The organism is Streptomyces sp. ADI95-16, assembly GCF_003721495.1.
In the GTDB taxonomy this organism is placed as follows: domain Bacteria; phylum Actinomycetota; class Actinomycetes; order Streptomycetales; family Streptomycetaceae; genus Streptomyces; species Streptomyces goshikiensis.
In genome coordinates this window covers 7,973,400-7,993,478 of record NZ_CP033581.1, presented here as the reverse complement: position 1 = coordinate 7,993,478, position 20,079 = coordinate 7,973,400, and the positions used below count along the sequence as shown (strand labels likewise).

The following is a 20,079-nucleotide window of genomic DNA, read 5'->3' as shown; positions in this document are numbered from 1 at the left end:
CTGCAATGAAGACGGCTGGTGGCGACGTGAGAAGAGGGCGCCTGGGGTGGGACGCAGACGGCAGCGTGGTTGCCCTGGCCGTGGAGCGCATCTCCGCCCCCGCCGAGATTGAGCCCGTCTCATCCTCAGCACGAGGTTCCAGAAGGAGGACAGCAATGACCAGGGTGCTGACGAAAGTCGCGCTGATTCCTGGCTCATCTAGGAAGAAAACTGTCCTAGATGATCCCTAGAGTCGTGACGTCACGAGGAGCCACGGGAGGGGACGATACCGATGAGTCAGACTGCACCCGAGGGCTACACAAGCGTTGCACCGTGGGTGGTCACCGACGACACCGGCGCACTGCTCGACTTCATCACCGCCGCGTTCGGCGGCGAAGAGATTGCACGGGTGCCGGTCGAGGACGGCACCATCGGTCACGGCGAGATCCGAGTCGGCGACACGGTCGTGCTGGCCTTCGACCGACGGCCCGACTGGCCGGTGATGCCCTCACTGCTGCGGGTCTATGTCCCGGACGCGGACGCCGCCATGGCCACTGCTGTTGCGCACGGAGCACTAGTGATCACCGAGGCTGCCGACAGTGCGTGGGGGGATCGCGGCGGCAGAGTGCGGGACCCGTTCGGCAACATCTGGTGGGTGATGAGCCGGGTCGAGCACATCGCACCCGACCTGGCCTGGCAGCGAATGTCCGAGCCGAAGTACGCCGAGGCGATGCGCACGGCCCAGGAGACCCTGGACGCCTCGCTCAGCGGCCGGGAAGCAGGGGTGGCCAGCACCCCGCAGCGCCCCGCCCACTGAGAGGTCAACTTGATCAGGCCAGCGGCGTCCGCCCAGGCCTGAGCTCCTCCCCCGTGGCGCCCGCCCGCAGGCCAGCGCCAAGGGGGTTGGGGAACTTGGGTGAGCAGGTCTGTTCCACCCCGAGCGCGGGGTGGGCGGTACCCTCACCCCCTTCGGTGAAGATCGCCAACAGCATCCAGAAGCTGAGCCGGAGCCGGCCCTTGGGGCCGGGGTCCTGCGCTTCGCTGCGGACCTCGTTCGGCTTGCGCTTCGCTCTAGCCAAACGGCCCGCTTGCGGGCCTGAATGACCCTGCTTCACAGGGTCTGGGCCCGGCCCGTTGGGCGGGTCTACTTCGCTCCCCCACCGGACCCCCAGTGCGCCGACTGCTCCCTCTGGGTGGTTGTCGCGGATCGCTGCAACTGCGCAACACTCAATTGCGACACCGCGTCTCCCCGTCCAGCTCAACTCATCCCAGTGACACCACCTACACCGCTCCAGACTGTCCCCGCGAACTGCCCCTCGCTGGCCTGACCAGCCCAAAACCGAACACCGCCCGGAAGACACCGGCTGCGGCTTGCTGGACAACCACCCACGATGTCGCAATGGGTGCGATGTCCATGGGCAGCACCATACGGAGTCCACTGGTTGCGCCCTGGGCGCTTCGCGTAGTCCGGGCACAAGGTCAGGAGCCCTCCGCTTCCGCACCCAGACGCTTCACCCGGCCGGCGTAGTCCGCCCGGGCCGGTCCGCCCGGGCCGGCCACAGGCGCCAGGCACGCTCATCGAGCCCCTGGCCACGCTGCGGTGCGTCAATACTGGCAGGACGGCCGGACGCGGAGCAGCTCGGTCCGCAGCACGGGTGTGCCGTCGACCGGTGCCGGGTCCTCCGCGGTCGGTTCGATGCCTCCGGCGGCGACTTTGTCGAGTGTCGTCAGGCCGTCGGCGCCGACCGTTCCGAACACCGTGTAGTTCGGCCGCAGCGCGGAATCGCCGTAAACGACGAAGAACTGTGAACCATTCGTATCCGGACCGGCGTTGGCCATCGCCAGCAGGCCGCGCCCATAGAGGCGGCGCGCGCCGGTCGGATCGGTCGATGCCGGCGGCAGGTCCACCGGCAGCTCGTCCTTGTACTTGTACCCGGGCCCGCCCTCACCGGTACCGGTCGGGTCGCCGCACTGCAGGACCTTCAGCGTCGGGTACGCCGTCAGACGGTGGCACACCGTACGGTCGTAGAACCCATGCCGTGCCAGGTGCAGGAAACTCTGGACCGTACACGGCGCCTTGGCCCGGTCCAAGTGCAGCGGGAGCGGACCCTGGCTGGTCGGAACAGCCATGTCAACCGTGCCACGACTGGGGGTGCGCCGCGGATCAGGCGGCAGCGGAACAGAGCGCGCCGGCGGCTCGTCCGGGGTCTGCGTGTACTGGCAAGGGCCGTGCGTCGTGCGCGGCGGAGCACCCTCGGAAGCGGTGGCGACACTCCCCCCGGACACGACTAACGCCACGGCCGCGAATGCGCTGATCAGTACCCGTTTCATCTCGCACGCCCTCCCGATGATCGCCAAGTCCTGAAGCGGTCGCAGTCTAGGGCGTGGGTTGGTCCGCGGGAATAGTCAACGGCAGGAGGCCGGCCCGGCCGACCCCGAAGTCCTCGCCCTCCAGCTGACGTCCCTGCTCGACGCAGCCCGCCAACCGGACGTCCTCGCCCATACCCGCCAGCACAGCCCGGCCCTGGCCGGCCGCACGCAGGAACGGGCAAACCCATGACAGCCACCCGCCCTGCTGCTAGCCACCCCATGGCAGCAGCCTGGTCACCTGATGACAGCCGAGATCACTACGCCTGCCCGGCCTGAGCCGGAAGTACTAATCCCGTCCCGGCTGACGCCCAACCAGTGCCACCAACTCACCCACTCACATCAGTTGGCCGGCCCGCTTCCGTTGCGGCAGTACCGGATCGCCCCGGTGGGACCGGATCGAAGACAGATGTCCAGGTGGACGGTAGTGCTCCCGCTGAAGGAGATCGTGTGACCCGTGGTGCACGTACCGGCCCCGTTCGCGTCCTCGATGGACACGTAGTGCGTGCCCCCGCTGTCGGTCCACGAGGCTCGACCCCAAGCGCGAAGTCCGTCAGCCTGGTTGTCGCAGACCCTGAACGTGTCCGGGCCTTCCCACTGAGCGATTCCGCCTGGGGCCCCAGAATCGGTAGTGACAACCTGCCAGTCGGTGCTGGCCGAAGCCGGGCCGGCAACCATGAGGGCTGCCGCACCGGCAAAAAGCAGAACACCGAGTGCTTTCATCGGCTTGTTGCGTACAGATGACAGCTTGTTCATGAACTCACCTTCACTTGCGCGTGCCTGATGGTCAACCAGCTCTTTCCAGCCAACAAGCCCGACCTCGTACTGCTCGCACATATGCGAGCCACGGGAAATGGGGAGAACTGCGCGCCGCACTGTGGCTGCCTGACCCAGCGACGCCGCACCGCAGGTGGCCATCCCCGACGGGTCAGCCACCACGGTTTGTTCCCCGCAAGTCAGACGGGGTCCGAGACGCTCGCATTTGCCTTTCGCCGCGCAAGCGCGGTGCATCGGTGAGATCTCTCGCTTTCACGTCAGTACGCGACCTGAGCAGCTCTCACTCAACGACAGTGGACAGCCCCCGATCTCTCACATCCATGACAATGGCTACACGGCCCGAAACTCACGCGGACCAGCAACAACACACCAGGGCCCACTGTCTCTCACACCACTGTCACCAAACCGAGAGATCGCAGTTGGGGACCAGCGACAGCCGGTTAGTACTCCGGCTGTAGAACGTGATCTTCATGGTTGTTGGGCGGCTTGTCGCTGGTAGTGGCTGGTGCGCGAGCGTGCTTGGTGCAGGCGGCGCCATGCAGACCAGCGCAGGCGGTGAGCAAGGTCGCGGGCCGGCGCAAGCAGGGCTGCGAACAGTCGTCGGATCTCATTTGGACCCCGACGCTCGCGGTGCCCTTCTTCAGGTCCCCGGTCTCGTCAACAACCAGTACGGCGTCCTCGTCGCCGAGGTGCTCGACTACGAAGTCCCGTATGTCGTCGCGGACTTCGTCGGCATCCCAGCGGGCCCGGCTGAGAAAGTGCTGCATGCCGGCCGGACTGGCGTCACCGGCGTGCTCGGCGATCGTCCAGCAGTTCTTCCTCGGCAGGTCCGCGAGCAGCCCCAGCACGAACGCCCTCGCCCGGCGGCGCGGTTCCACCCGGGCGAACCGGCCCGCCACCTTGCCCATCAGGCCATCGAATACAGATTGCCACCGGGCAAGGTTTACGCTGTGGCCCACGGCCACCGGCTGATCTTCGTTTGTCGACACAACTCACGATGATCAACGATGGCTGCCCTCAGAGGAGACCGACCTCACTCAGCACGATCAAGGCCAGCGTCAGACCGGCTGTCCGCTGTCAGAGGGTGGCAGCACGCAGCACGATCAGGGCGACGGAGGCCATGGTGAGGACCACCGCCGGAGACGCGCCCTTGCGGTCGCCGACGCGCAGGTGGAAGGCGACCGCCCCGGCGAAATAGAGCGTCAGGCCGATCGCGGCGGCGATTCCGATGGGTCCCCACCAGAGTCCGGCGATCGCACCGGCCGCGCCCGCGATCTGAGCGCCGATCAGGAAAGCCATCATGCTCTGCGGCACTCCGAGGGTGGACATCTGCTCGGTGATGTGCCGCGTCCGCAGAGACTTGGCCCCAGCCGATACCAGGAGAAGCGCCGACATGAACACGGTGACGACGGCAAGGGAGACGAACATGGCTGAAACCTCAATCATGCGAGATGCGAGTAAGGGGCGTGCGCACCTCGACGACGATAGGCGGCCACCAGGTACCTCCAGGTAACCTTCGGGGCATGAGCCTGCGACCCGGAATTGCCTTCCTCGCCGACTGTCCCGCTCTCCTGGCCATGGAGATCATCGCCAGCAAGTGGTCCATGGTCACGCTCTTCGCGCTGACCGACGGCCCGTTGCGCCACGGCGAGCTGGTCGAGCTGAGCGGTGGCATTTCGCGCAAGGTACTGACCCAGACGTTGCGCCGGCTCCAAGCCAACGGGCTCGTCGAGCGGCACGCGTACGCCGAGGCGCCGCCGCGCGTGGAGTACGGCCTGACCGATCTCGGGCGAACCCTGGAGAAGCCCATCAGGATGCTCACCGCATGGGCGCGGGAGAACGGCGAGGCGGTCGTCAACTTCCGGGAAGCAGCCGAGGCGGCCAGGACCATCGAGGCGGATCAGGCGACCCCGGTGAAGACCCCTCCTGTTGATGAGAACCCGAGCCGTTTCTGATCAATAGAAGAGGCTGAACCTGTAAGATCCTGCCGTCGCCGGAGGCTTGGCCATCCTCGTGATCGGGGCCCTCCTGCAAGAGGCCAACGACGACCGTCACCTCAGGGTCAAGCCCCTGGTCCTGAAGGAGCTCCCGCAACCGAACCCAGAGGGCGCTCGTACCCGTCCGCAGATACTCGGTTGTACTGGACGACGATGCTCGAAGCCATGAGCTCAGCCTTCCAGTCCGCCCGGCGCAGCGGAACAGATGAGGCCACCCACGATCGACGACGGGCGGCGGCAACGACAGGTCGCTCCGCAACAGTGATCAAGAACTACAGCTGGAGTATTAGGCAGGTCAGTGCTGGTCAAAGACGTAGCCGTGCCCCTCCTCGGCTGGACAGGCAAAGACCCGAAAGTCGCCCCATCTGCCAACCGTGATCTTGGTGGTGAGGTCACTGCCCACGGTGAACAGCAAACGGCACGGGGCGCCACAGGTAAGGCGCGGGACGTCATCCGGGTCGGTCAGGCGCCAGGTGGGCCACCCGCCGAACTTGATCCCCGCCACGCACGTGATGACGTCGTCTCCGTCTCCCGTCGCCTCCACGTACTCCAGCACTGACTCGACGAACTCCGCGTCCGGCAGGCCCTGGGGGTAGGGGAAATCGAGGAGGGGCACCGGGGCGAGCGTGCACCGCACCGGGGTGTAGCCGTAGCCCGGATCCTCCCGCCGTAAGAGCAACGGAGGCGACCCGAGTATGCGCGTGACGTCGGCGCTGTTCCGCCAGCGAATCTCGGCGACCGGGCTGACATCGGCCTGCGGAGCAGGCGGATCCCAGTGCACATTGGGGCACCAAAGGAGCTGAAACACATCCTTGCCCTCGGGCCACCAGTCCCCCAAGATTCACATCTCAGCCGAGCGCGAGGGTGAGGTGTGGCGCTTCGCGGTCACCGACAACGGGATCGGGATCGCCCCCCGAGTACGCCGAGAAGCCGCAACTACCCGGCCCTTCTCGGACTCGCCGCAGCCATCTGCTGCTACAAACGGCTCGTCCGCCTCACCACATAGGACACGGTCTGAGGAAAAGGGCCGTAACCAGGAGGTTCTCAGAACATGGGAGAAGGCCGGACATCCAGTGACGTCCTCTCGTGGAAGTGGATCGGGTTCCTGCCCGCGCGGCGCGGCCGAGCGCGCCGCGCGGAATCGGCGGGGTTGCGGGACCAAGGGGATGAACGTACGCGGTCGCCGCGGGGTCTCTCCGTGCGATTCCCGCGCGCCCGATCCGGAGTCCGGTGGGTCGTGATGGTGGCGCCGGGTCATCGGCACTGGGGCCCAGGGCCTGGGTGGTGTTGTTCGCTGGTGGCGGGGTTCAGGCCGGTGCGCTGGTGTCGTAGAAGGCGCGGGCGGCGAGGCCGATCCATTCGGGGCGTTCCCAGGAAGGCCAGCGTGTACGGGCGTTCTCGTCGATGGTGGCGGCCGTCTCGTCGGCGGTGACGCCGCGCTCGCGCAGCCGCAGGGCCTCGTCGCGGACGTAGGCGAGGTAGTCGCGGACGTCGTGGATGAGCGAGGCGTCGGTGACCTCGCCGTGGCCGGGAACGACGGTCTGCGGGGCGAGTGCGGCGAGCTGGTCGAGCACGCCGATCCAGCCCTCGCCGTCCACATCGGTGTCGTGGGGCGGGAAGTACGGGGCGATCGGGAAGATGCGGGTCTCCAGCAGATCCCCGGCGAACAGCACCCGGCCGTCCACGAGGACGATCTGGTCGGATCGGGTGTGCGCGGGACCGACCTCGCGCAGCAGCACGGTACGGCCGCCGAGGTCGATCTCGGCCTCGCCCTCGTAGATCAGATCGGGGTCAACCAGTTCGACTCCTTCGAGTTCGGCGGCGACCGCGGGGCTCAGGCCTTTGAACATGTCGAGGTAGCCGGCTCCCTTGCGCCGCAGTTCGGCGCGCTGACCGCGGTTGTAGACGATCGTGGCGGCGCCCTTGAACGCCTGCGCGCCGAAGCCGTGCTCAGGATGGAAGTGGGTGAGGGTCAGGTACAGGCGGCGGTCGCCGGCCAGGCGCCGGGCCTGCTCCAGCACCAGTGCACCGTTGCGGGGGCCGATGCCGGTGTCGATGACCAGCGCGGCCTTCTCCCCGAGCACGATGCCGATGTTAGGGACCAACTCGACGCGGTGGTCCGGGATGACGAAAACGCCCTCGGACACTTCGACGGGAGGTCCCGTTACGACGGGCGGGGGGCCGTGCAGGACATCCGGCGCGCCGTCGGAAGCGAGAGGCGCGGGGTCGGTGGCGCACATGGCACAACTCCAAATCTGAACAGTGTTGAGATTGTGGACCGACTGTAACACCCAATCTGAACAGAGCTAAGATGGAGCCATGGCGAAGGAGCGATATCACCACGGGGACCTGCGCGGCGCGTTGCTCGACGCGGCAGAGACCCTCGCACGGGAGCGGGGGGCCGACGGCTGGTCGCTGCGTGAGGCATCGGCGCGGGTCGGTGTCAGCCCCAGCGCCGCCTACCACCACTTCGGCTCGCGTGACGCACTGGTATCCGCCCTGTCCGAGGTCGTGCTGGCCCGGCTGGGGAATCGCCTGCGCGACGCCATGGAGGCGGCGCCGGAACAGGGTCCCGAACGTCTCGCCGCATGCGGGCGCGCCTATGTCACCTGGGCCGTCGAGGACCCGGCCGTCGCGCGGCTCGTCTTCCGCGGCGGCGCCACAACGGCGCAGTCCACCATCTCACCCCACCCGCACGATGTGCTCACGACCGAACTCGACCGCTTGACCGAGTCGGGTCACCTGCCCCCGGGAGCCCGCCCGGGCGCCGAATTCGTGGTCTGGGCCGCCATCCACGGCCTGGCCATCCTGCTCATCGACGGCCTCGTACACATCGACGACCGGGAAGGCATCGAACGCCATACCGAACGTCTGGTCTTTGCCACCTTCAACGGCCTGGCTCGGGAAACCGCCCCTGAGCCGGACCGGCCCACGCCCACCACCACGCACACGCGACGCCTCACCCAGAGCCCGGCCCCCAGCCTCGCACCGCACTCGCCCTCGTCCTCGCCCTGAAGGACCCGCGGAAGGGCTCTGATGGCCCGGGCGGATCCGGGAGCTCACGCAGGTGGGATGGTGGCGATGCCGCCCTCCTCCTCCGTTGGTGGGGCTGCCGCAGCGGGGGCAGGTCGGCGCGTCATCGTGTTCATGGACGAGGACCAGCTCGAAGTCCGCCATCCCGGCCACGACGAGCTCCTACAGCAGTGCGGTGGCGCCGGATCTGACGATCGGGTCGTACTCCTCGATCAGTCGGTCGGCGAGCCAGTCGGCGTCGTCCTCGCACAGCGGCCCGCCGTCCACGCCGTCGAAGCAGCCGTCGGCGCGCAGCCGGTCCCGGTCAGCGGCGACCGTCACCTCGGTCACCCGCGACAGGTCCGCGCGAGGCCAGAACGGGTCGTGCGGCTTCTCGCCGCCCTTGGCGGCAAACGCTGCGAAGGCCGCTTCGGGCGTCGGCCCGCTCGCGGTGAACCGGTGTCGGGGCCTCCAGAGGTGGGTGTCCCGTCTCAAAAGATCTGGTTCGAACCCAGGGCTGTGAGCTGCGGCGACCAGATCGATTGAGACGGGCGGACCTTCGATTTCTCAGTCGGTTTGGTCCAATGCGTGAGAACGCCGCTCGTCGTCTCCAAGGATCTGGTTCGGCGGGACCGTGTCGAGCCGGTCGAGTTCCTCCCGGCGCCCGACGATCGCAGGGCCGCAGCCTGGTGGCAGACCACCGACGACCAGAGCAATGGCTTCCTCGGCGGTGTCCGCCTCCCCGACGATCTGGGAACGGGACGGCCCAACGACGAGGTAGCGCCCGCCAGGAAGATGTATGACGAACGGAACATCCCAAGACCAGTCACCAGTGCACCTGCTGAAGTGCAGGTTCTGGTGGCTGCTTGAGGGATGGAGCTGCCGGAGAAGCGGCTCAGCATGCGCGGCTCGCACCAGCTCGAAGTCCATGTCCTCGCGATGGAGCAGCCGCTGCCAGGCAACCTCCACGACATCATCCTGACCAGGCTCAGCACCATCGGAAGCACTCGGCGCATCTATCGATCCCATGCGCTCATTCTTCCGCCCCGAACGCATCTCGGGATTCCTGGAGATGGCCACCAGTGCGGGGTCCAGCCGAAGACGCTCGGCCTCTGACATCCCTCGGGATGCGGGGCTCAGGACGGTCAGCGGCTGCTCGCCGGGCCACTGAGCGGCCAGGGCGTCGGCGGCCTCGGACCTCCAGGACGGGACGGGGGCGCCTTGTCCGGGGTGGGGCCGGCGAGGAAGACGGACGGGCCGGCCGGGATGGGCTCGCGGGCCATGACCAGGTTGACGCTGTTCACGAAGTGGCTCCGTTCTGCGTCGTAGCGGCACGGGCGGCATGCTGTAAGGGTCCAGGGCAGGGGAAGGCCGTCGTTCTCCTCGCGGGGCACGATGCGGACGTGCAGGTGTCCTTCGTGGTGCGCATGTCTCACGAGCCATGGGCTCCTGACTGTGAGTCGGTGGGGTGGTTCACCCGGTTCATGGCTCCCCCCGGTCGGCCATGGGCCGGAGACCGGTGCCGACCGTAGAGTCCGTGCGCGGGAGCACTCGTACGAGTAGGGGGCCGACATGGGCAGGAGTGCGGTCGTGGTGGGGGCCACTGGGCAGATCGGGACGGCGGTGGTGGAGCGGCTCGTCGGTGCCGGCTGGCGGGTGCGGGCCGTCAGCCGCGGCGGCGCACGCGAGGTGGGACGTGCCGGGTGGCCGCCGGAATGGGGCGTACGCACGCTGTGCCTGGACCGCGACAAGGAGGGCGCGCTCGGACGGGTGGTGGGCGGAGGCTGCGATCTGTTGGTGGATTGCGTGGCCTACACCTCCCGGCACGCCGACCAGCTGGCCGCGCTGGGAGGCCGGGTGGGCTCGGCCGTGGTGATCTCGACCTGCATGGTCTACCGGCAGGACGCTGCCGCAGGGATCGGCGCTCCCCGGTGGCCCTTGCCCGTGACCGAGGCACAGCCCGTCATCGCAGCGGATGACAGTACGTACGCGGGCGGCAAGGCCGCGGTGGAGCTGGTTCTTTGGGAGCGCGCGCCGTATCCGGTGACGGTTCTGCGGGCGGGGATGGTCCACGGCCCGTACTCCTCGACCCCCCGCGAGTGGTACTTCGTGAAGCGGGCGCTGGACCGACGGCCGGTACGGCTACTGGCTCATGGTGGTGCGGGCATCTGCCACCCGACGGGCACCCGCAATCTGGCCGCGCTGGTCCTCGCGGCGGCGGCGCGGCCGGGACGGCGGGTGTTGAACGCCGGGGATCCTCGGCCTCCGAGCGTACGGGAGATGGCCAGCGCATTCGACGCGCTGCTCGGGCAGCGGCCCGTGGAGTATCTGTTGGAGGGGCCCGGTGAGCCCGGTCTGGGCATGACGCCGTGGTCGCTCGCCCACCCGCTGGTGCTCGATACGGCCAGGGCGGAGCGGGAGCTCGGCCATCGACCCGTGCACGACTATGCCGGATCGCTGCCTGAGACCGTGGCGTGGCTGATGGAGGCGACCGGGGGCCGGGACTGGCGGGAGGTCTTTCCTCGTCTCGCGGCACGCTGGGGGCGGTCGGCCTTCGACTACGCGGCCGAGGACCGGGCGGTGGCGGCCGGGCATGTGAGCGGGGTGCCGCTCATAGCAGTCGACCGGGACCGGCGGAACTGAGGGGTCATTCGGTTTTCCGGACAATCTGGTGGGGGTGCCGGGGAATGACCGGGCTGAATGGGCGGTGTTGCCATGAGTCGTGCGTTGGTGGCCGGGTTGAGGCCCCCCGTTCCCATCTGCGCCGACGGCTCGGATTGTCGACAAGGACCTCGTCTCGGAGTCGACGCAAGCCGATATCAGGCCCTGCCCGACCTGGGCCGGTATCCACGTCTGGGCGCGGGCCGTCATTGGCAGTGACCTTTCTCTCGCCAACGATGGGGCTGCCGGTGGATGCCTGCCGAGAAGCGGTGGGGTCGGTGAGATGAAGGGATTCCGTCATGAACGAGGAGATCCAGCACATCGAAGAGGTCGAGGCAGAGGAGCTTCCCGAGCTCGCCCTGATGGTCGACCTTCCGGAGTAGCAGTCGGCGCGCGATCCCGTGCAGGTGCGGCGGGCCTGGCGGCCCGTCGCACCTGCACGTCCCACCCTGTACAGGAAGGAGCACGGCATGCAGGTGGAGCCGGACGCCCGGCAGGCCGCCGCTGACCGGGGTGAACTGACCCGGCGCATGGGCCTGGTGCTCGAACGGGCCGCGCTGCCGCTGCCCCCGGCGCAGGCGCTGCACCGGCCCGCCGTCGTCGAAGTGGTCCACACCGTGCAGCGGGATCTGCGGTCGGGCCCTCTCGGCCCGGACCGGCTGCGGGAACTGCAGACGCGCCTGGTCCTGGGCCCCGCGCCGATGTGCGCGCCTGTGGACCCGCAGGGCCACCTCAGCCGCAGCGTGGCTCGTGCCCTGCGCTCCGTGCCGGTACGTGCCGACGCCCGAGGGCAGCCCGCCGCCTCGACGGTCGCCGGCTGGCAGGCCGGCGAGCGACGCGTGCTGGAGGAGGCGCTGAGCCTGCTGGAGGAGCTCTGGCCACAGGGCGCCGAGGAGATGAGGGAGACGGTTGCCGAGGTCGCCCTGCTCGACGGCCACGCCATCGAGGGATTCACCGACTTCACCGTCCACGGCGCCGTCCTCGTCAACCGGACCCGGCTGCGGGAGGGAGCGAACGGACTGCCGGGGCCGGTGCGTTGCGCCGAGGCCTTGGTCCACGAGGGCGCGCACACCCGGTGCAATGCGGCCGCCTCGCTGGAGCCGTTCCTGCTGCCCGACCCGGGAGCCGCCGGCGGCGGGCAGCGCCCGGGCGGATCGGGCGGACCGCTGGTGGCCACACCGCTGCGGGCCGATCCTCGCCCGTTGAGCGGGCTCTTCCAGCAGGCCGTCGTGCTGGCCCGCAGCGTGCTGTTCTACCGGCGGCTTGCCGTGGCGGGTGCGGCGGCGGCAGAGCGGCACGCGAAGCTGGCGGAGGGCGGTGCGATGGCCGTCCGCACCCTGGACGCGCATGCGGACGGCCTCACCCCGCGCGGTCGGCGGGTACTGGAGGAGTGTGCGAGCGTGCTGGGAGGGCATGGGTGAACGCCTGGACGCCGCAGGTCTTCGCTCCGTATCCCGGCCATCCGGACGTCCTGCTGGCACGCGTCGCCGCCCGCTCTGCGGCCTTCGAGGGGACCAGTGCAGCTGACGGGGACCGTGTGATCGTCGGCAGCGCCGCCGGGCACGACCGGGAGCAGGTCATGCGCGGTGCGCGCGGGGAACTCCTGGAGCGGATCGGGAACGTGATGGCCGGGCGGGCGGCCGAGGCGGGCGGCGGGGTCGTGGCGACCCGCGCCGAGCTGGGGGCCACGGCGCAGGCCGTCCTGGCGCCACCGGCCCGGCCGGACAGCCGGTGCTTATGGGTGCGCGGACGTACGGTTTCGGGCAGGCCGGTGTATGTCGCGGCGGGCACCGTCTTCCTTCAGCACCGTCCACCGCCCGGCTGCGAGGCACTGCCTCCGGCCGGCTCCACCGGACTCGCCTCGCACACCGACCGGCGGTCCGCTGCCCGCCATGCCGCCTGGGAGGTCCTGGAGCGGGATCTGATCCGGCGCAGCTGGTACGGACTCGCCGGCCGGCCTCCCCGGGCACTGGCCGCGGCCCCCGACGGGCCGCTCGGCGATCTCTTCGAGGCCCAGGGCCTGGTGGCCACCGCGTTCGCTGTGCCCGCACCGCCCGGCGCCGAGTGCGTGGTCGTGTGCCTGCACCGGCCGGACGGCACGGGCCAGACGTTCGGGGCGCGCTGCGGGCCGCCGGGCACGGTCGAGTCGCTCGTCGGGAGGGCAGCGTACGAAGCCCTCATGGTGCGGTGGAGCATGGACAGCCCCGTGGCCCGCGCCACCTGGGAGCGGTGGCGGGGCGATGGCCCTCCGCGAACCGCTGTGCAGCACGCTCTGTGGGCGTACCACCGGCAGGACAGTCTGAGCCTGTGGAAGGTGGCCGGAGCCACCAGTGTCGCCACGGCCCCCGTCCAGGCCGCTTCGCCGGTCGACCCCTTCGACGTTCTGGCCAGGCACACAGGCCGCGATGTGGTCCTCGTGGAGACGGACGGAACACCGGCCCGCGACGCCGGAGTGAGCGTGGTCCGCGTCCTGGCGCCTGGAGCACTGCCGCTGCCGTCCGGCCCTCCGCCTGCGGGTTTCGAACCCGCCTCCGGCCACGCCCACCCCCATCCCTTCGGATAGGAGCCCCATGGCGCCCCAGCCCTCCCGGCCCGACTACGCCACCGAGTTCGCGGACGACTACGACCGTTTCTTCGGCAAGCCCGGAATCAGCGGCACCACGGTGGACGCCCTCGCCGCGCTCGCCGGGACCGGGCCCGTACTGGAACTGGGCATCGGCACCGGAAGGATCGCCCTGCCGCTTCGCGCCCGCGGTATCGACGTGCACGGCATCGACGGTTCCGAAGCCATGCTCGACCGGCTCCGTGCCAAACCCGCAGGGGTCGAGGTCCCCGTCACCCTCGGGGACTTCTCCCGGGTCCCGGTCACCGGCAGCTTCAGCCTCGTGTACCTGGCGGCGGGGACCTTCTTCGAACTGCGGGACCAGGAGAGCCAGGCCCGGTGTTTCGCGAACGTGGCCCGCCGGCTCTCCCCGGGTGGCCTCTTCGTCTTCGACTCCCACGTCCCGGAGGCCCTCGCCCGGGCCGCCGGCGGATCGGAAGTCGTCTCCGAGGACGAGGACCATCTCGTCCTCTGCCACCGGCGCGTCGATCCCTCCGCCCAGCGCTACCGCTCCCACTACGTCATCCACGAGGACGGCCGCACCCGCCACCTGCGGGTCGAGTTCCGCTACGCGGGCCACGGCGAACTGGACCTGATGGCAGGACAGGCTGGTCTTCGTCTGCGCGAGCGCTGGGGCAACTGGGCGGGCGCGCCCTTCACCAAGGACAGTGCCTACCACGTCTCCCTCTACGAACGACCCTGACCGCCCCGCTTCACCGCACGGACGGAGCATCACATGAGCCGCCCCGACGGCCGGTTGCCGTTCCCCTTCCCGCACACCGACGGCCTCGCCCCACTCCCCGAGCTGGCCGATCTGCGACGGAACCGGCCCGTCGTCAAGGTTGGCCTGCCCAATGGCAGTACGGCCTGGCTGGTCACACGGAACGCCGACGTGCGCAAGGTACTGGCCGATCCGCGGTTCAGCCGCACCCGTGCCCCCCGGAAACAGGAGGCCGAGCGCGTTCCTGCCTCCGGGCCGCGGACAGCGGGGCGCCGCGCCACGGTCCTGCCCGACTCGATCCTCGCCAGCGATCCGCCCGACCACTCGCGCCTGCGCAGGCTGATCTCTCCGGCCCTGACGGTCCGCCGAACCGAAGCCATGCGCCAGGACATTGCCGCTCTCACCCACGACCTGCTCGGAGCCATGGAACCGGCCGAGCGTCCCGCGGACCTCGTCACCCACTTCACCCGCCCACTGCCCCTGACCGTCATCTGCGACCTGCTCGGCACATCGCGGGTGGATGCCGACCGGCTCGATGCCTGGGACGAAGTGATGCGCAGCGTCACGGCCACGAACGCGGAAGTGAGCGGGGCCGTCGAGGAGATGACCTGCTATCTCGCCGGCCTGGTTGCCGCCAAACGATCCCACCCCGGCGACGACATGCTCAGCGTGCTCATCGCGGCCCGGGACGAGGGCGACCGGCTCAGCGAGGGCGAACTCATCTCCTTCTGCGTGGTCCTCCTCGCGGGTGGTTACGGCACCACGGCGGACCGGCTCGCCGGACTGGTCCACCTCCTGCTCGAACAACCCGACCGGTACACGCTCCTGCGCGATGAACCCGACCGGATCCCGAACGCGGTCGAAGAGCTCCTTCGCTATGCGCAGGCCAGCGTGGGAGCGAACATCCGCGTGGCAACCGAGGACGTCGCCCTGGGCGGGATCACGGTCGCCCAGGGCGACGCCGTCCTCGCACTCACCTCCTCCGCCAACCACGACGAGAGCGTGTACCCCGCGCCCGACCTCCTCGACCTCACCCGCGCCGCCCCCTTGCACCTCGCCTTCGGCCACGGCGCCCACTTCTGCGTCGGCGCGCAGCTAGCCCGCGTCCAGCTCCAGGAGGCCCTCAGGGCCCTCGCCCGCCTACGGCCGGGCCTGCGCGCCGCCGGACCCGCCCAGTGGAAGACCGGGCGAACCTCACGTGCCCCCCGCACGCTGCCCGTCACCTGGTGACACTCACTCGGGACGACGCCTCGCGATGGAGATCGCAGACGGTAGGCACATGTCCGTCAACACGATTGGCCTGACAGCGGCGCCGATCCCGCTGGTCCCGCTGCCCCGATGTCTGTGCCGGTCGAAGTACAGATCCTCGGGTACGACCGTCACGCGGGGGTACCGCCGGGCCAGCGCCTTGGCGGGCAGGGGCCTGCCACCCTCGTTCGCGCGGTGCGGCGAAAGATCGGCTTCCGGGCTGGAGGCCACCCCGCGAAAGCGTCGCCCCCCCTGCCGGGTGGCGCCCCGAACAGCGCTTCTCCAGGGCGGAGGAAGCCAGTTGACATGGAGTGCGCTCCAACACCTAGCGTCCTGGACAGATGATCTCGACGCCGGGAGGCAACAGCATGACCACCAACGTCCCCACCCGGCACCTCGGCAGCCTGGCGGTCTCCGCGCAGGGCCTGGGGTGCATGGGCATGAGCCACGGCTACGGCGCCAGCGACGACGCGCAGTCGATCGCGACCCTGCACCACGCCCTCGACTGCGGGGTGACCCTCCTCGACACCGCCGACTTCTACGGCACCGGGCACAACGAGGAGCTGATCGGACGGGCCGTCGCCGGGCGCCGCGACGAGGTGGTGCTGGCCACCAAGTTCGGCTTCGCCAACCGCCTCGGGGAGCCCACCCTGGTCCGCGGCGACGCCGCCTACGTACGGCAGGCCTGCGAGGCGTCGCTGCGCCGGCTCGGAGTCGACCACATCGACCTCTACTACCAGCACCGCGTCGATCCGCAGGTTCCGATCGAGGAGACCGTCGGCGCCATGGCCGAACTGGTGCAGGCCGGGAAGGTCCGCCACCTCGGGCTCTCCGAGGCCGGCGCGAGCACCATCCGGCGGGCGCACGCGGTGCACCCGATCGCCGCGCTGCAGAGCGAGTGGTCGCTGTGGACCCGCGATCTGGAGGCCGAGATCGCCCCGGTCTGCCGCGAGCTCGGCATCGGCCTGGTCCCGTTCTCCCCGCTCGGACGCGGCTTCCTCACCGGCCGGTACAGCTCGGTCGACGGGCTGGCCGAGACCGACGTGCGGCGCGGCCAGCCGCGCTTCGCCGACGGCAACCTCGAACGGAACCTGGCGATCGTCGCGCGGCTCGACGAGCTGGCCGCGGCCAAGGGCATCACCACCGGCCAGCTCGCCCTGGCCTGGGTGCAGCACCGGGGCGACGACGTGGTGCCGATCCCCGGCACCCGGCGCCGGCAGTACCTGGAGGAGAACCTCGCGGCCCTGACCGTCGAGCTGTCCCCCGAGGACCTGGCCGCCATCGAGGCCGCCGCCCCGTCCGAGCAGATCGCGGGCACCCGCTACGACGCGACCAGCCTCACGTTCGTCAACAACTGAACCGCCCGCGGTGCACCACAGCCCTGCCACTGTCCTGCGCCGCCTTCCCACAGAAACGGGTCTCGGCACCGACGGTTCCGTCGCCGTCGGTGTTGTGATCCCGCTGAAAGAGCTGGACCTGTGTCTGGGTGGCGGGGCCGAACTGCACTACCTCGGCACATTTGGAGCACTGCGCTAAATTAGTTCTGCGTTCCAAATATGTCATAGTGGAGGCATGGCAACGAGAACCCCCCGCCCTGAACGGCGTAACCAGGTGCTCTCCACGGAGCGGATCATCGAGACTGCGATCGAGCTGCTCGATGCGGGTGGCGAGGGCGCCATGACCACGCGAGCCCTCACCGAGCGCCTGTCCACCGGGGCGGGGGCGATCTACTACCGGCTGGGCAGCCGGGAGGAGTTGCTGGCCACGGCGACGGAGACGATCGTCACCGCCGCCCTGGCAGCCGAGCCCGTACAGGTCTCGGCCTCGCCCGAGGATGAGATCCGCACCGTGGCGCTGGCCCTGTTCGATGCGATCGCCGAGCATCAGTGGCTTGCGACGCGGCTGACACTGCAGGTCGTCCGGAAGCCGTTCGGCCCGGTGACGGTGGGAATCTTCGAGCGGATCGGTCGCCAGGTGGGCGCGCTGGGCGTGCCGCAGGCGTCCTGGTTCGACGCCGCCTCGACGCTGGTGCATTTCATCCTCGGGGCCGTCAGCCAGAACGCCCGCATCGAGGGTGACACCTCCACGGTGGCACCTGACCGCACCGAGTTCCTCGACGCGACCGCTGCGGCCTGGGAGGACCTCGACCCCGAGGACTACCCGTTCATGCACGCCGTCATCGGCCAGATGAACGATCACGACGACCGCGAGCAGTTCCTCACCGGCATCGCCGTCGTCATCGACGGCCTTACCCGGCTCGGTTGACCCGTCCCGCTCAGGCCAGCCCGTTTCAAGCGTGTGTTCCAGAAGGGAATCCCTCATGCGTGACGTAGTGGTTGCAGGCGGCGGTCCGGTCGGCCTGTTCCTGGCCGCGGAACTCGCCCTGGGCGGCGCCTCCGTCCTTGTTCTGGAGCGGGACGAGGAGGCCACCTCGCCATGGAAGGCACTCCCGCTCGGGCTGCGCGGTCTGAGCGCCGGGTCGGCCGAGACGTTCTACCGCCGTGGCCTGCTCGATGCCGTGATCAGCGCCTCGCATGCCGATCCGGCCAAGGTCGGCGCAGCCCCCGAGGCCATCGAGGCGCCGGATCCCCGGGCCGTGAGCCACTTCGCGGGCATGGGCCTGGACGCCGCCGACATCGACGTCGTCTCGCTCCCGTTACGGCTGCCCAGCCCGGCGATGGAAGGCTTCATGACCAGCCTGGAAGCGGTCACCGCGGTCATGGCCGAGCGCGCCACCGCGCTCGGCGTGGAGATCCTGCGCGGCAGGCCCGTCACGGCACTCACGCAGGACGACGAGCACGTCACCGTCACGGCCGGCGGCCAGGAGTTCCAGGCGCGCTACCTGGTCGGCTGCGACGGCGGGCGCAGCACGGTGCGGGGCCTGGCGGGCTTCGGCTTCGCCGGTACGGATCCGCTGTTCACCGGCTACGTCGCCCAGGTCACCTTCGCCGATCCCGACCAGCTGTCGCCCGGCTTCAATCTGACGCCGAACGGCATGTACCTCCGTACGCCCTTCGAGGGGCACGTGGGCATGATGGACTTCGACGGCGGCACCTTCGACCGGTCCCGGCCGCTGACCCGCGAGCACCTCCAGGAGGTCCTGCGCCGCATCACCGGGACCGACGTGACGCTGACCGATGTGCATCGGGCGTCGAGCTTCACCGACCGTGCCATGCAGGCGACGACGTACCGCGAGGGGCGCGTCCTGCTGGCCGGCGACGCTGCCCACATCCACTCCCCTCTCGGCGGCCAGGGCCTCAACCTCGGCATCGGCGATGCCGTCAACCTCGGCTGGAAGCTGGCCGCGACCGTGCGCGGCACCGCGCCCGAGGGCCTGCTCGACACCTACACGAGCGAGCGCCACCCTGTGGGAGCCGCGGTGCTCGACTGGTCGCGCGCCCAGGTGGCGACGATGAAGCCGGGCCCCAATGCCCCCGCACTGCGCAAGCTGGTCCACGAACTGCTGAGCACCACGGACGGCACGACGTTCGCCTACCGCAGAACGTCCGGTCTGTTCAACCGCTACGACCTGGGCAACGCCCATCCGTTGGTCGGCAGCACCGCCCCCGACTTCCACTTCGAGGACGGCGTCCGCCTCGGCGACCTGCTGCGCCAAGGCCAGGGCGTCCTGCTCGACTTCGGCGCCGACGACGCACTGCAGCGTGCGGCCAGGAGCTGGGAGGGCCGGATCCAGTACGTGGCCGGCCGGCCACGCAACGACCTCGGCTTCACTGCCGTGCTCGTACGCCCCGACGGCGTCGTGGCCTGGGCCAGTGGAGAGTCCCTGGACCCCGGCACGTTCGAGCAGGTCGCCGCCCACTGGTTCGCCAGCGCGCGGAACTAGACTGGTCCTGGCCGTCAGGGCGCTGATGAGCTTGCCTGACCCAAGCACCCGGCCGGGCGGCGGCGCGCGCCGCCGATGGCGATGCCGGCCCGCTCGTCAGCGGGCGGTCAGCTCATCGATGAGCCGAGCGAACTCGGTGCGCTGCCGGTTGGTCAGATGGGCGTAGAGCGGCATCTGCATCTCGTCGGTGATCCGCTCGGCACGTTGCAGTCGGGGGATCCGGGCCGTGTCGACGGGCTGCGGGTCCTGCCAGCCGTAGTGGGCTGCCTGCTCGGCTCCGAGGTTGATGACCATGGCGGCTTGGGCGTTCAGCCCGCACATGCGCACCGCCGCCAGATGGCAGGCGCCCCGGTGTTCGCGCAGTACGTGGATGCGCTGCATGGCTGCGCCGGCCGGGTCGTCGTCGGGGCACGGTTGCGCGCGCCAGCCGGCGAAGAGGGGCAGCGCGTCGGCGTCGGCAGCATCGATCAGCTGTCGTGCCAGGTGGTTGAAGTGCTCCACGTCGGCGTCGGCGGGGATGTGCGCGCGCCCCCACTCGCGGACAGCCTGCGCGTAGCAGGCGGCGGCCTCTTGCGCCGGCATCACGGGCTGTCCCGCCAGCCAGCCCCTCGTCACCAGCCGGGGGCCGAGGAAGCCCTGTACCGCTTGGACCACCGCGGTCGGTGCCTCGCCGAGCACTCCGAAGCGTCCGCGGCAGTAGAAGCCGCGACCGGGGGCGAACCCGGCACGCAGGCCGATCCCGGCAGTCGCCCCGTCGGACATGAACTCGTCACCGAAGTCGTGGATGGGGCGGGCCACAGCCGAGATGCACTGAGAGATTTCCATGTCCTGAAGGTCGCCGACCACAACTCATCAGGTCAAGAGGTGTTCT

General features: G+C 69.7%; 22 protein-coding genes and 1 pseudogene. 12 read left to right on the top strand and 11 right to left on the bottom strand.

The genetic code is table 11. The features are described 5' to 3' along the window. Nucleotides 1–271: 271 nt before the first annotated feature. Entirely contained in the window at nucleotides 272–796 is a 525-nt protein-coding gene (locus EES41_RS35845) for a VOC family protein (protein ID WP_123082021.1), read from the top strand. 13 nt (nucleotides 797–809) lie between these two features. Here EES41_RS35845 and EES41_RS35840 read toward each other — a convergent pair whose 3' ends face one another. From EES41_RS35840 to EES41_RS35825, 5 genes and pseudogenes are all read right to left on the bottom strand, one after another. Then, nucleotides 810–1,058 carry a hypothetical protein gene (locus tag EES41_RS35840; protein WP_123082020.1) on the bottom strand — a complete coding sequence of 83 codons (249 nt, stop codon included), beginning with the start codon at nucleotides 1,056–1,058 and terminating at the stop codon, nucleotides 810–812. 526 nt (nucleotides 1,059–1,584) lie between these two features. Continuing rightward, complete coding sequence (locus EES41_RS35835; protein ID WP_123082019.1) at nucleotides 1,585–2,310, bottom strand: peptidylprolyl isomerase; 726 nt, start codon at nucleotides 2,308–2,310, stop codon at nucleotides 1,585–1,587. Between the two features lie 378 nt (nucleotides 2,311–2,688). Continuing rightward, entirely contained in the window at nucleotides 2,689–3,285 is a 597-nt protein-coding gene (locus EES41_RS41765) for a hypothetical protein (protein WP_164496047.1), read from the bottom strand. Between the two features lie 443 nt (nucleotides 3,286–3,728). Continuing rightward, a pseudogene (locus tag EES41_RS35830) lies at nucleotides 3,729–4,031 on the bottom strand (transposase); the annotation flags it as partial. A gap of 169 nt (nucleotides 4,032–4,200) precedes the next feature. Continuing rightward, a complete protein-coding gene (locus EES41_RS35825) occupies nucleotides 4,201–4,551 on the bottom strand; it encodes a DoxX family protein (protein ID WP_123082018.1) in 351 nt (116 codons plus the stop codon). 95 nt (nucleotides 4,552–4,646) lie between these two features. Here EES41_RS35825 and EES41_RS35820 point away from each other — a divergent pair, with 95 nt between their 5' ends. Continuing rightward, complete coding sequence (locus tag EES41_RS35820; protein WP_123082017.1) at nucleotides 4,647–5,078, top strand: helix-turn-helix domain-containing protein; 432 nt, start codon at nucleotides 4,647–4,649, stop codon at nucleotides 5,076–5,078. A gap of 337 nt (nucleotides 5,079–5,415) precedes the next feature. Here EES41_RS35820 and EES41_RS35815 read toward each other — a convergent pair whose 3' ends face one another. Further along, a complete protein-coding gene (locus EES41_RS35815; protein ID WP_254211698.1) occupies nucleotides 5,416–5,901 on the bottom strand; it encodes a hypothetical protein in 486 nt (161 codons plus the stop codon). Nucleotides 5,902–6,427: 526 nt separating this feature from the next. Then, nucleotides 6,428–7,267, bottom strand: a complete 840-nt coding sequence (locus EES41_RS35805) for an MBL fold metallo-hydrolase (RefSeq protein WP_254211697.1) — start codon at nucleotides 7,265–7,267, stop codon at nucleotides 6,428–6,430. 172 nt (nucleotides 7,268–7,439) lie between these two features. Here EES41_RS35805 and EES41_RS35800 point away from each other — a divergent pair, with 172 nt between their 5' ends. Next, the gene (locus tag EES41_RS35800) at nucleotides 7,440–8,135 is read left to right on the top strand and encodes a TetR/AcrR family transcriptional regulator (RefSeq protein WP_123082014.1); all 696 of its coding nucleotides are present in this window, start codon (nucleotides 7,440–7,442) and stop codon (nucleotides 8,133–8,135) included. A gap of 180 nt (nucleotides 8,136–8,315) precedes the next feature. On the opposite strand, the gene EES41_RS41760 is transcribed toward EES41_RS35800, so the two are convergent. Then, nucleotides 8,316–8,474 carry a hypothetical protein gene (locus EES41_RS41760; RefSeq protein ID WP_216827290.1) on the bottom strand — a complete coding sequence of 53 codons (159 nt, stop codon included), beginning with the start codon at nucleotides 8,472–8,474 and terminating at the stop codon, nucleotides 8,316–8,318. 225 nt (nucleotides 8,475–8,699) lie between these two features. After that, complete coding sequence (locus tag EES41_RS43415) at nucleotides 8,700–9,062, bottom strand: DUF6193 family natural product biosynthesis protein (protein ID WP_254211829.1); 363 nt, start codon at nucleotides 9,060–9,062, stop codon at nucleotides 8,700–8,702. Here EES41_RS43415 and EES41_RS41750 point away from each other — a divergent pair. Continuing rightward, nucleotides 9,006–9,248, top strand: a complete 243-nt coding sequence (locus EES41_RS41750; protein ID WP_164495646.1) for a hypothetical protein — start codon at nucleotides 9,006–9,008, stop codon at nucleotides 9,246–9,248. The two genes, EES41_RS43415 and EES41_RS41750, sit on opposite strands and share 57 nt — an antisense overlap. A gap of 29 nt (nucleotides 9,249–9,277) precedes the next feature. Here the strand turns inward: EES41_RS41750 and EES41_RS43410 are convergent, their stop codons facing one another. Beyond that, entirely contained in the window at nucleotides 9,278–9,568 is a 291-nt protein-coding gene (locus EES41_RS43410) for a hypothetical protein (RefSeq protein WP_254211696.1), read from the bottom strand. Between the two features lie 154 nt (nucleotides 9,569–9,722). Here EES41_RS43410 and EES41_RS35785 point away from each other — a divergent pair, with 154 nt between their 5' ends. The 8 genes from EES41_RS35785 to EES41_RS35750 all read left to right on the top strand — a co-directional run bounded on the left by EES41_RS35785 (nucleotide 9,723) and on the right by EES41_RS35750 (nucleotide 19,208). Next, on the top strand, nucleotides 9,723–10,775 hold the full coding sequence (locus EES41_RS35785) for an NAD(P)-dependent oxidoreductase (RefSeq protein WP_164496045.1): 1,053 nt from the start codon (nucleotides 9,723–9,725) through the stop codon (nucleotides 10,773–10,775). A 488-nt stretch (nucleotides 10,776–11,263) separates the two neighbouring features. Further along, a complete protein-coding gene (locus tag EES41_RS35780; protein WP_123082012.1) occupies nucleotides 11,264–12,214 on the top strand; it encodes an HEXXH motif-containing putative peptide modification protein in 951 nt (316 codons plus the stop codon). After that, a complete protein-coding gene (locus tag EES41_RS35775) occupies nucleotides 12,211–13,356 on the top strand; it encodes a YcaO-like family protein (protein WP_123082011.1) in 1,146 nt (381 codons plus the stop codon). Before EES41_RS35780 ends, EES41_RS35775 begins: the two co-directional genes overlap by 4 nt. A gap of 7 nt (nucleotides 13,357–13,363) precedes the next feature. Then, entirely contained in the window at nucleotides 13,364–14,098 is a 735-nt protein-coding gene (locus EES41_RS35770) for a class I SAM-dependent methyltransferase (protein ID WP_123082010.1), read from the top strand. Between the two features lie 33 nt (nucleotides 14,099–14,131). Further along, nucleotides 14,132–15,346, top strand: coding sequence for a cytochrome P450 (locus EES41_RS35765; protein WP_123082009.1), 1,215 nt, complete (start codon nucleotides 14,132–14,134; stop codon nucleotides 15,344–15,346). Nucleotides 15,347–15,732: 386 nt separating this feature from the next. Further along, nucleotides 15,733–16,722: an aldo/keto reductase gene (locus EES41_RS35760; protein ID WP_123082904.1), complete on the top strand. Its 990-nt coding sequence runs from the start codon at nucleotides 15,733–15,735 to the stop codon at nucleotides 16,720–16,722. A gap of 214 nt (nucleotides 16,723–16,936) precedes the next feature. Beyond that, nucleotides 16,937–17,629, top strand: a complete 693-nt coding sequence (locus EES41_RS35755) for a TetR/AcrR family transcriptional regulator (protein WP_164496044.1) — start codon at nucleotides 16,937–16,939, stop codon at nucleotides 17,627–17,629. Between the two features lie 55 nt (nucleotides 17,630–17,684). Beyond that, entirely contained in the window at nucleotides 17,685–19,208 is a 1,524-nt protein-coding gene (locus EES41_RS35750) for an FAD-dependent oxidoreductase (protein ID WP_123082007.1), read from the top strand. A 96-nt stretch (nucleotides 19,209–19,304) separates the two neighbouring features. On the opposite strand, the gene EES41_RS35745 is transcribed toward EES41_RS35750, so the two are convergent. Beyond that, entirely contained in the window at nucleotides 19,305–20,033 is a 729-nt protein-coding gene (locus EES41_RS35745; protein WP_164496043.1) for a hypothetical protein, read from the bottom strand. Between the last annotated feature and the right edge of the window lie 46 nt (nucleotides 20,034–20,079).

Coding starts and splice junctions, on each gene's coding strand:
- EES41_RS35845 (WP_123082021.1), top strand. CDS start 272: ATGAGTCAGACTGCACCCGAGGGCTACACAAGCGTTGCACCGTGGGTG.
- EES41_RS35835 (WP_123082019.1), bottom strand. CDS start 2,310: ATGAAACGGGTACTGATCAGCGCATTCGCGGCCGTGGCGTTAGTCGTG.
- EES41_RS35825 (WP_123082018.1), bottom strand. CDS start 4,551: ATGTTCGTCTCCCTTGCCGTCGTCACCGTGTTCATGTCGGCGCTTCTC.
- EES41_RS35820 (WP_123082017.1), top strand. CDS start 4,647: ATGAGCCTGCGACCCGGAATTGCCTTCCTCGCCGACTGTCCCGCTCTC.
- EES41_RS35800 (WP_123082014.1), top strand. CDS start 7,440: ATGGCGAAGGAGCGATATCACCACGGGGACCTGCGCGGCGCGTTGCTC.
- EES41_RS41750 (WP_164495646.1), top strand. CDS start 9,006: ATGGAGCTGCCGGAGAAGCGGCTCAGCATGCGCGGCTCGCACCAGCTC.
- EES41_RS43415 (WP_254211829.1), bottom strand. CDS start 9,062: ATGGACTTCGAGCTGGTGCGAGCCGCGCATGCTGAGCCGCTTCTCCGG.
- EES41_RS35780 (WP_123082012.1), top strand. CDS start 11,264: ATGCAGGTGGAGCCGGACGCCCGGCAGGCCGCCGCTGACCGGGGTGAA.
- EES41_RS35770 (WP_123082010.1), top strand. CDS start 13,364: ATGGCGCCCCAGCCCTCCCGGCCCGACTACGCCACCGAGTTCGCGGAC.
- EES41_RS35765 (WP_123082009.1), top strand. CDS start 14,132: ATGAGCCGCCCCGACGGCCGGTTGCCGTTCCCCTTCCCGCACACCGAC.
- EES41_RS35760 (WP_123082904.1), top strand. CDS start 15,733: ATGACCACCAACGTCCCCACCCGGCACCTCGGCAGCCTGGCGGTCTCC.
- EES41_RS35755 (WP_164496044.1), top strand. CDS start 16,937: ATGGCAACGAGAACCCCCCGCCCTGAACGGCGTAACCAGGTGCTCTCC.
- EES41_RS35750 (WP_123082007.1), top strand. CDS start 17,685: ATGCGTGACGTAGTGGTTGCAGGCGGCGGTCCGGTCGGCCTGTTCCTG.
- EES41_RS35745 (WP_164496043.1), bottom strand. CDS start 20,033: ATGGAAATCTCTCAGTGCATCTCGGCTGTGGCCCGCCCCATCCACGAC.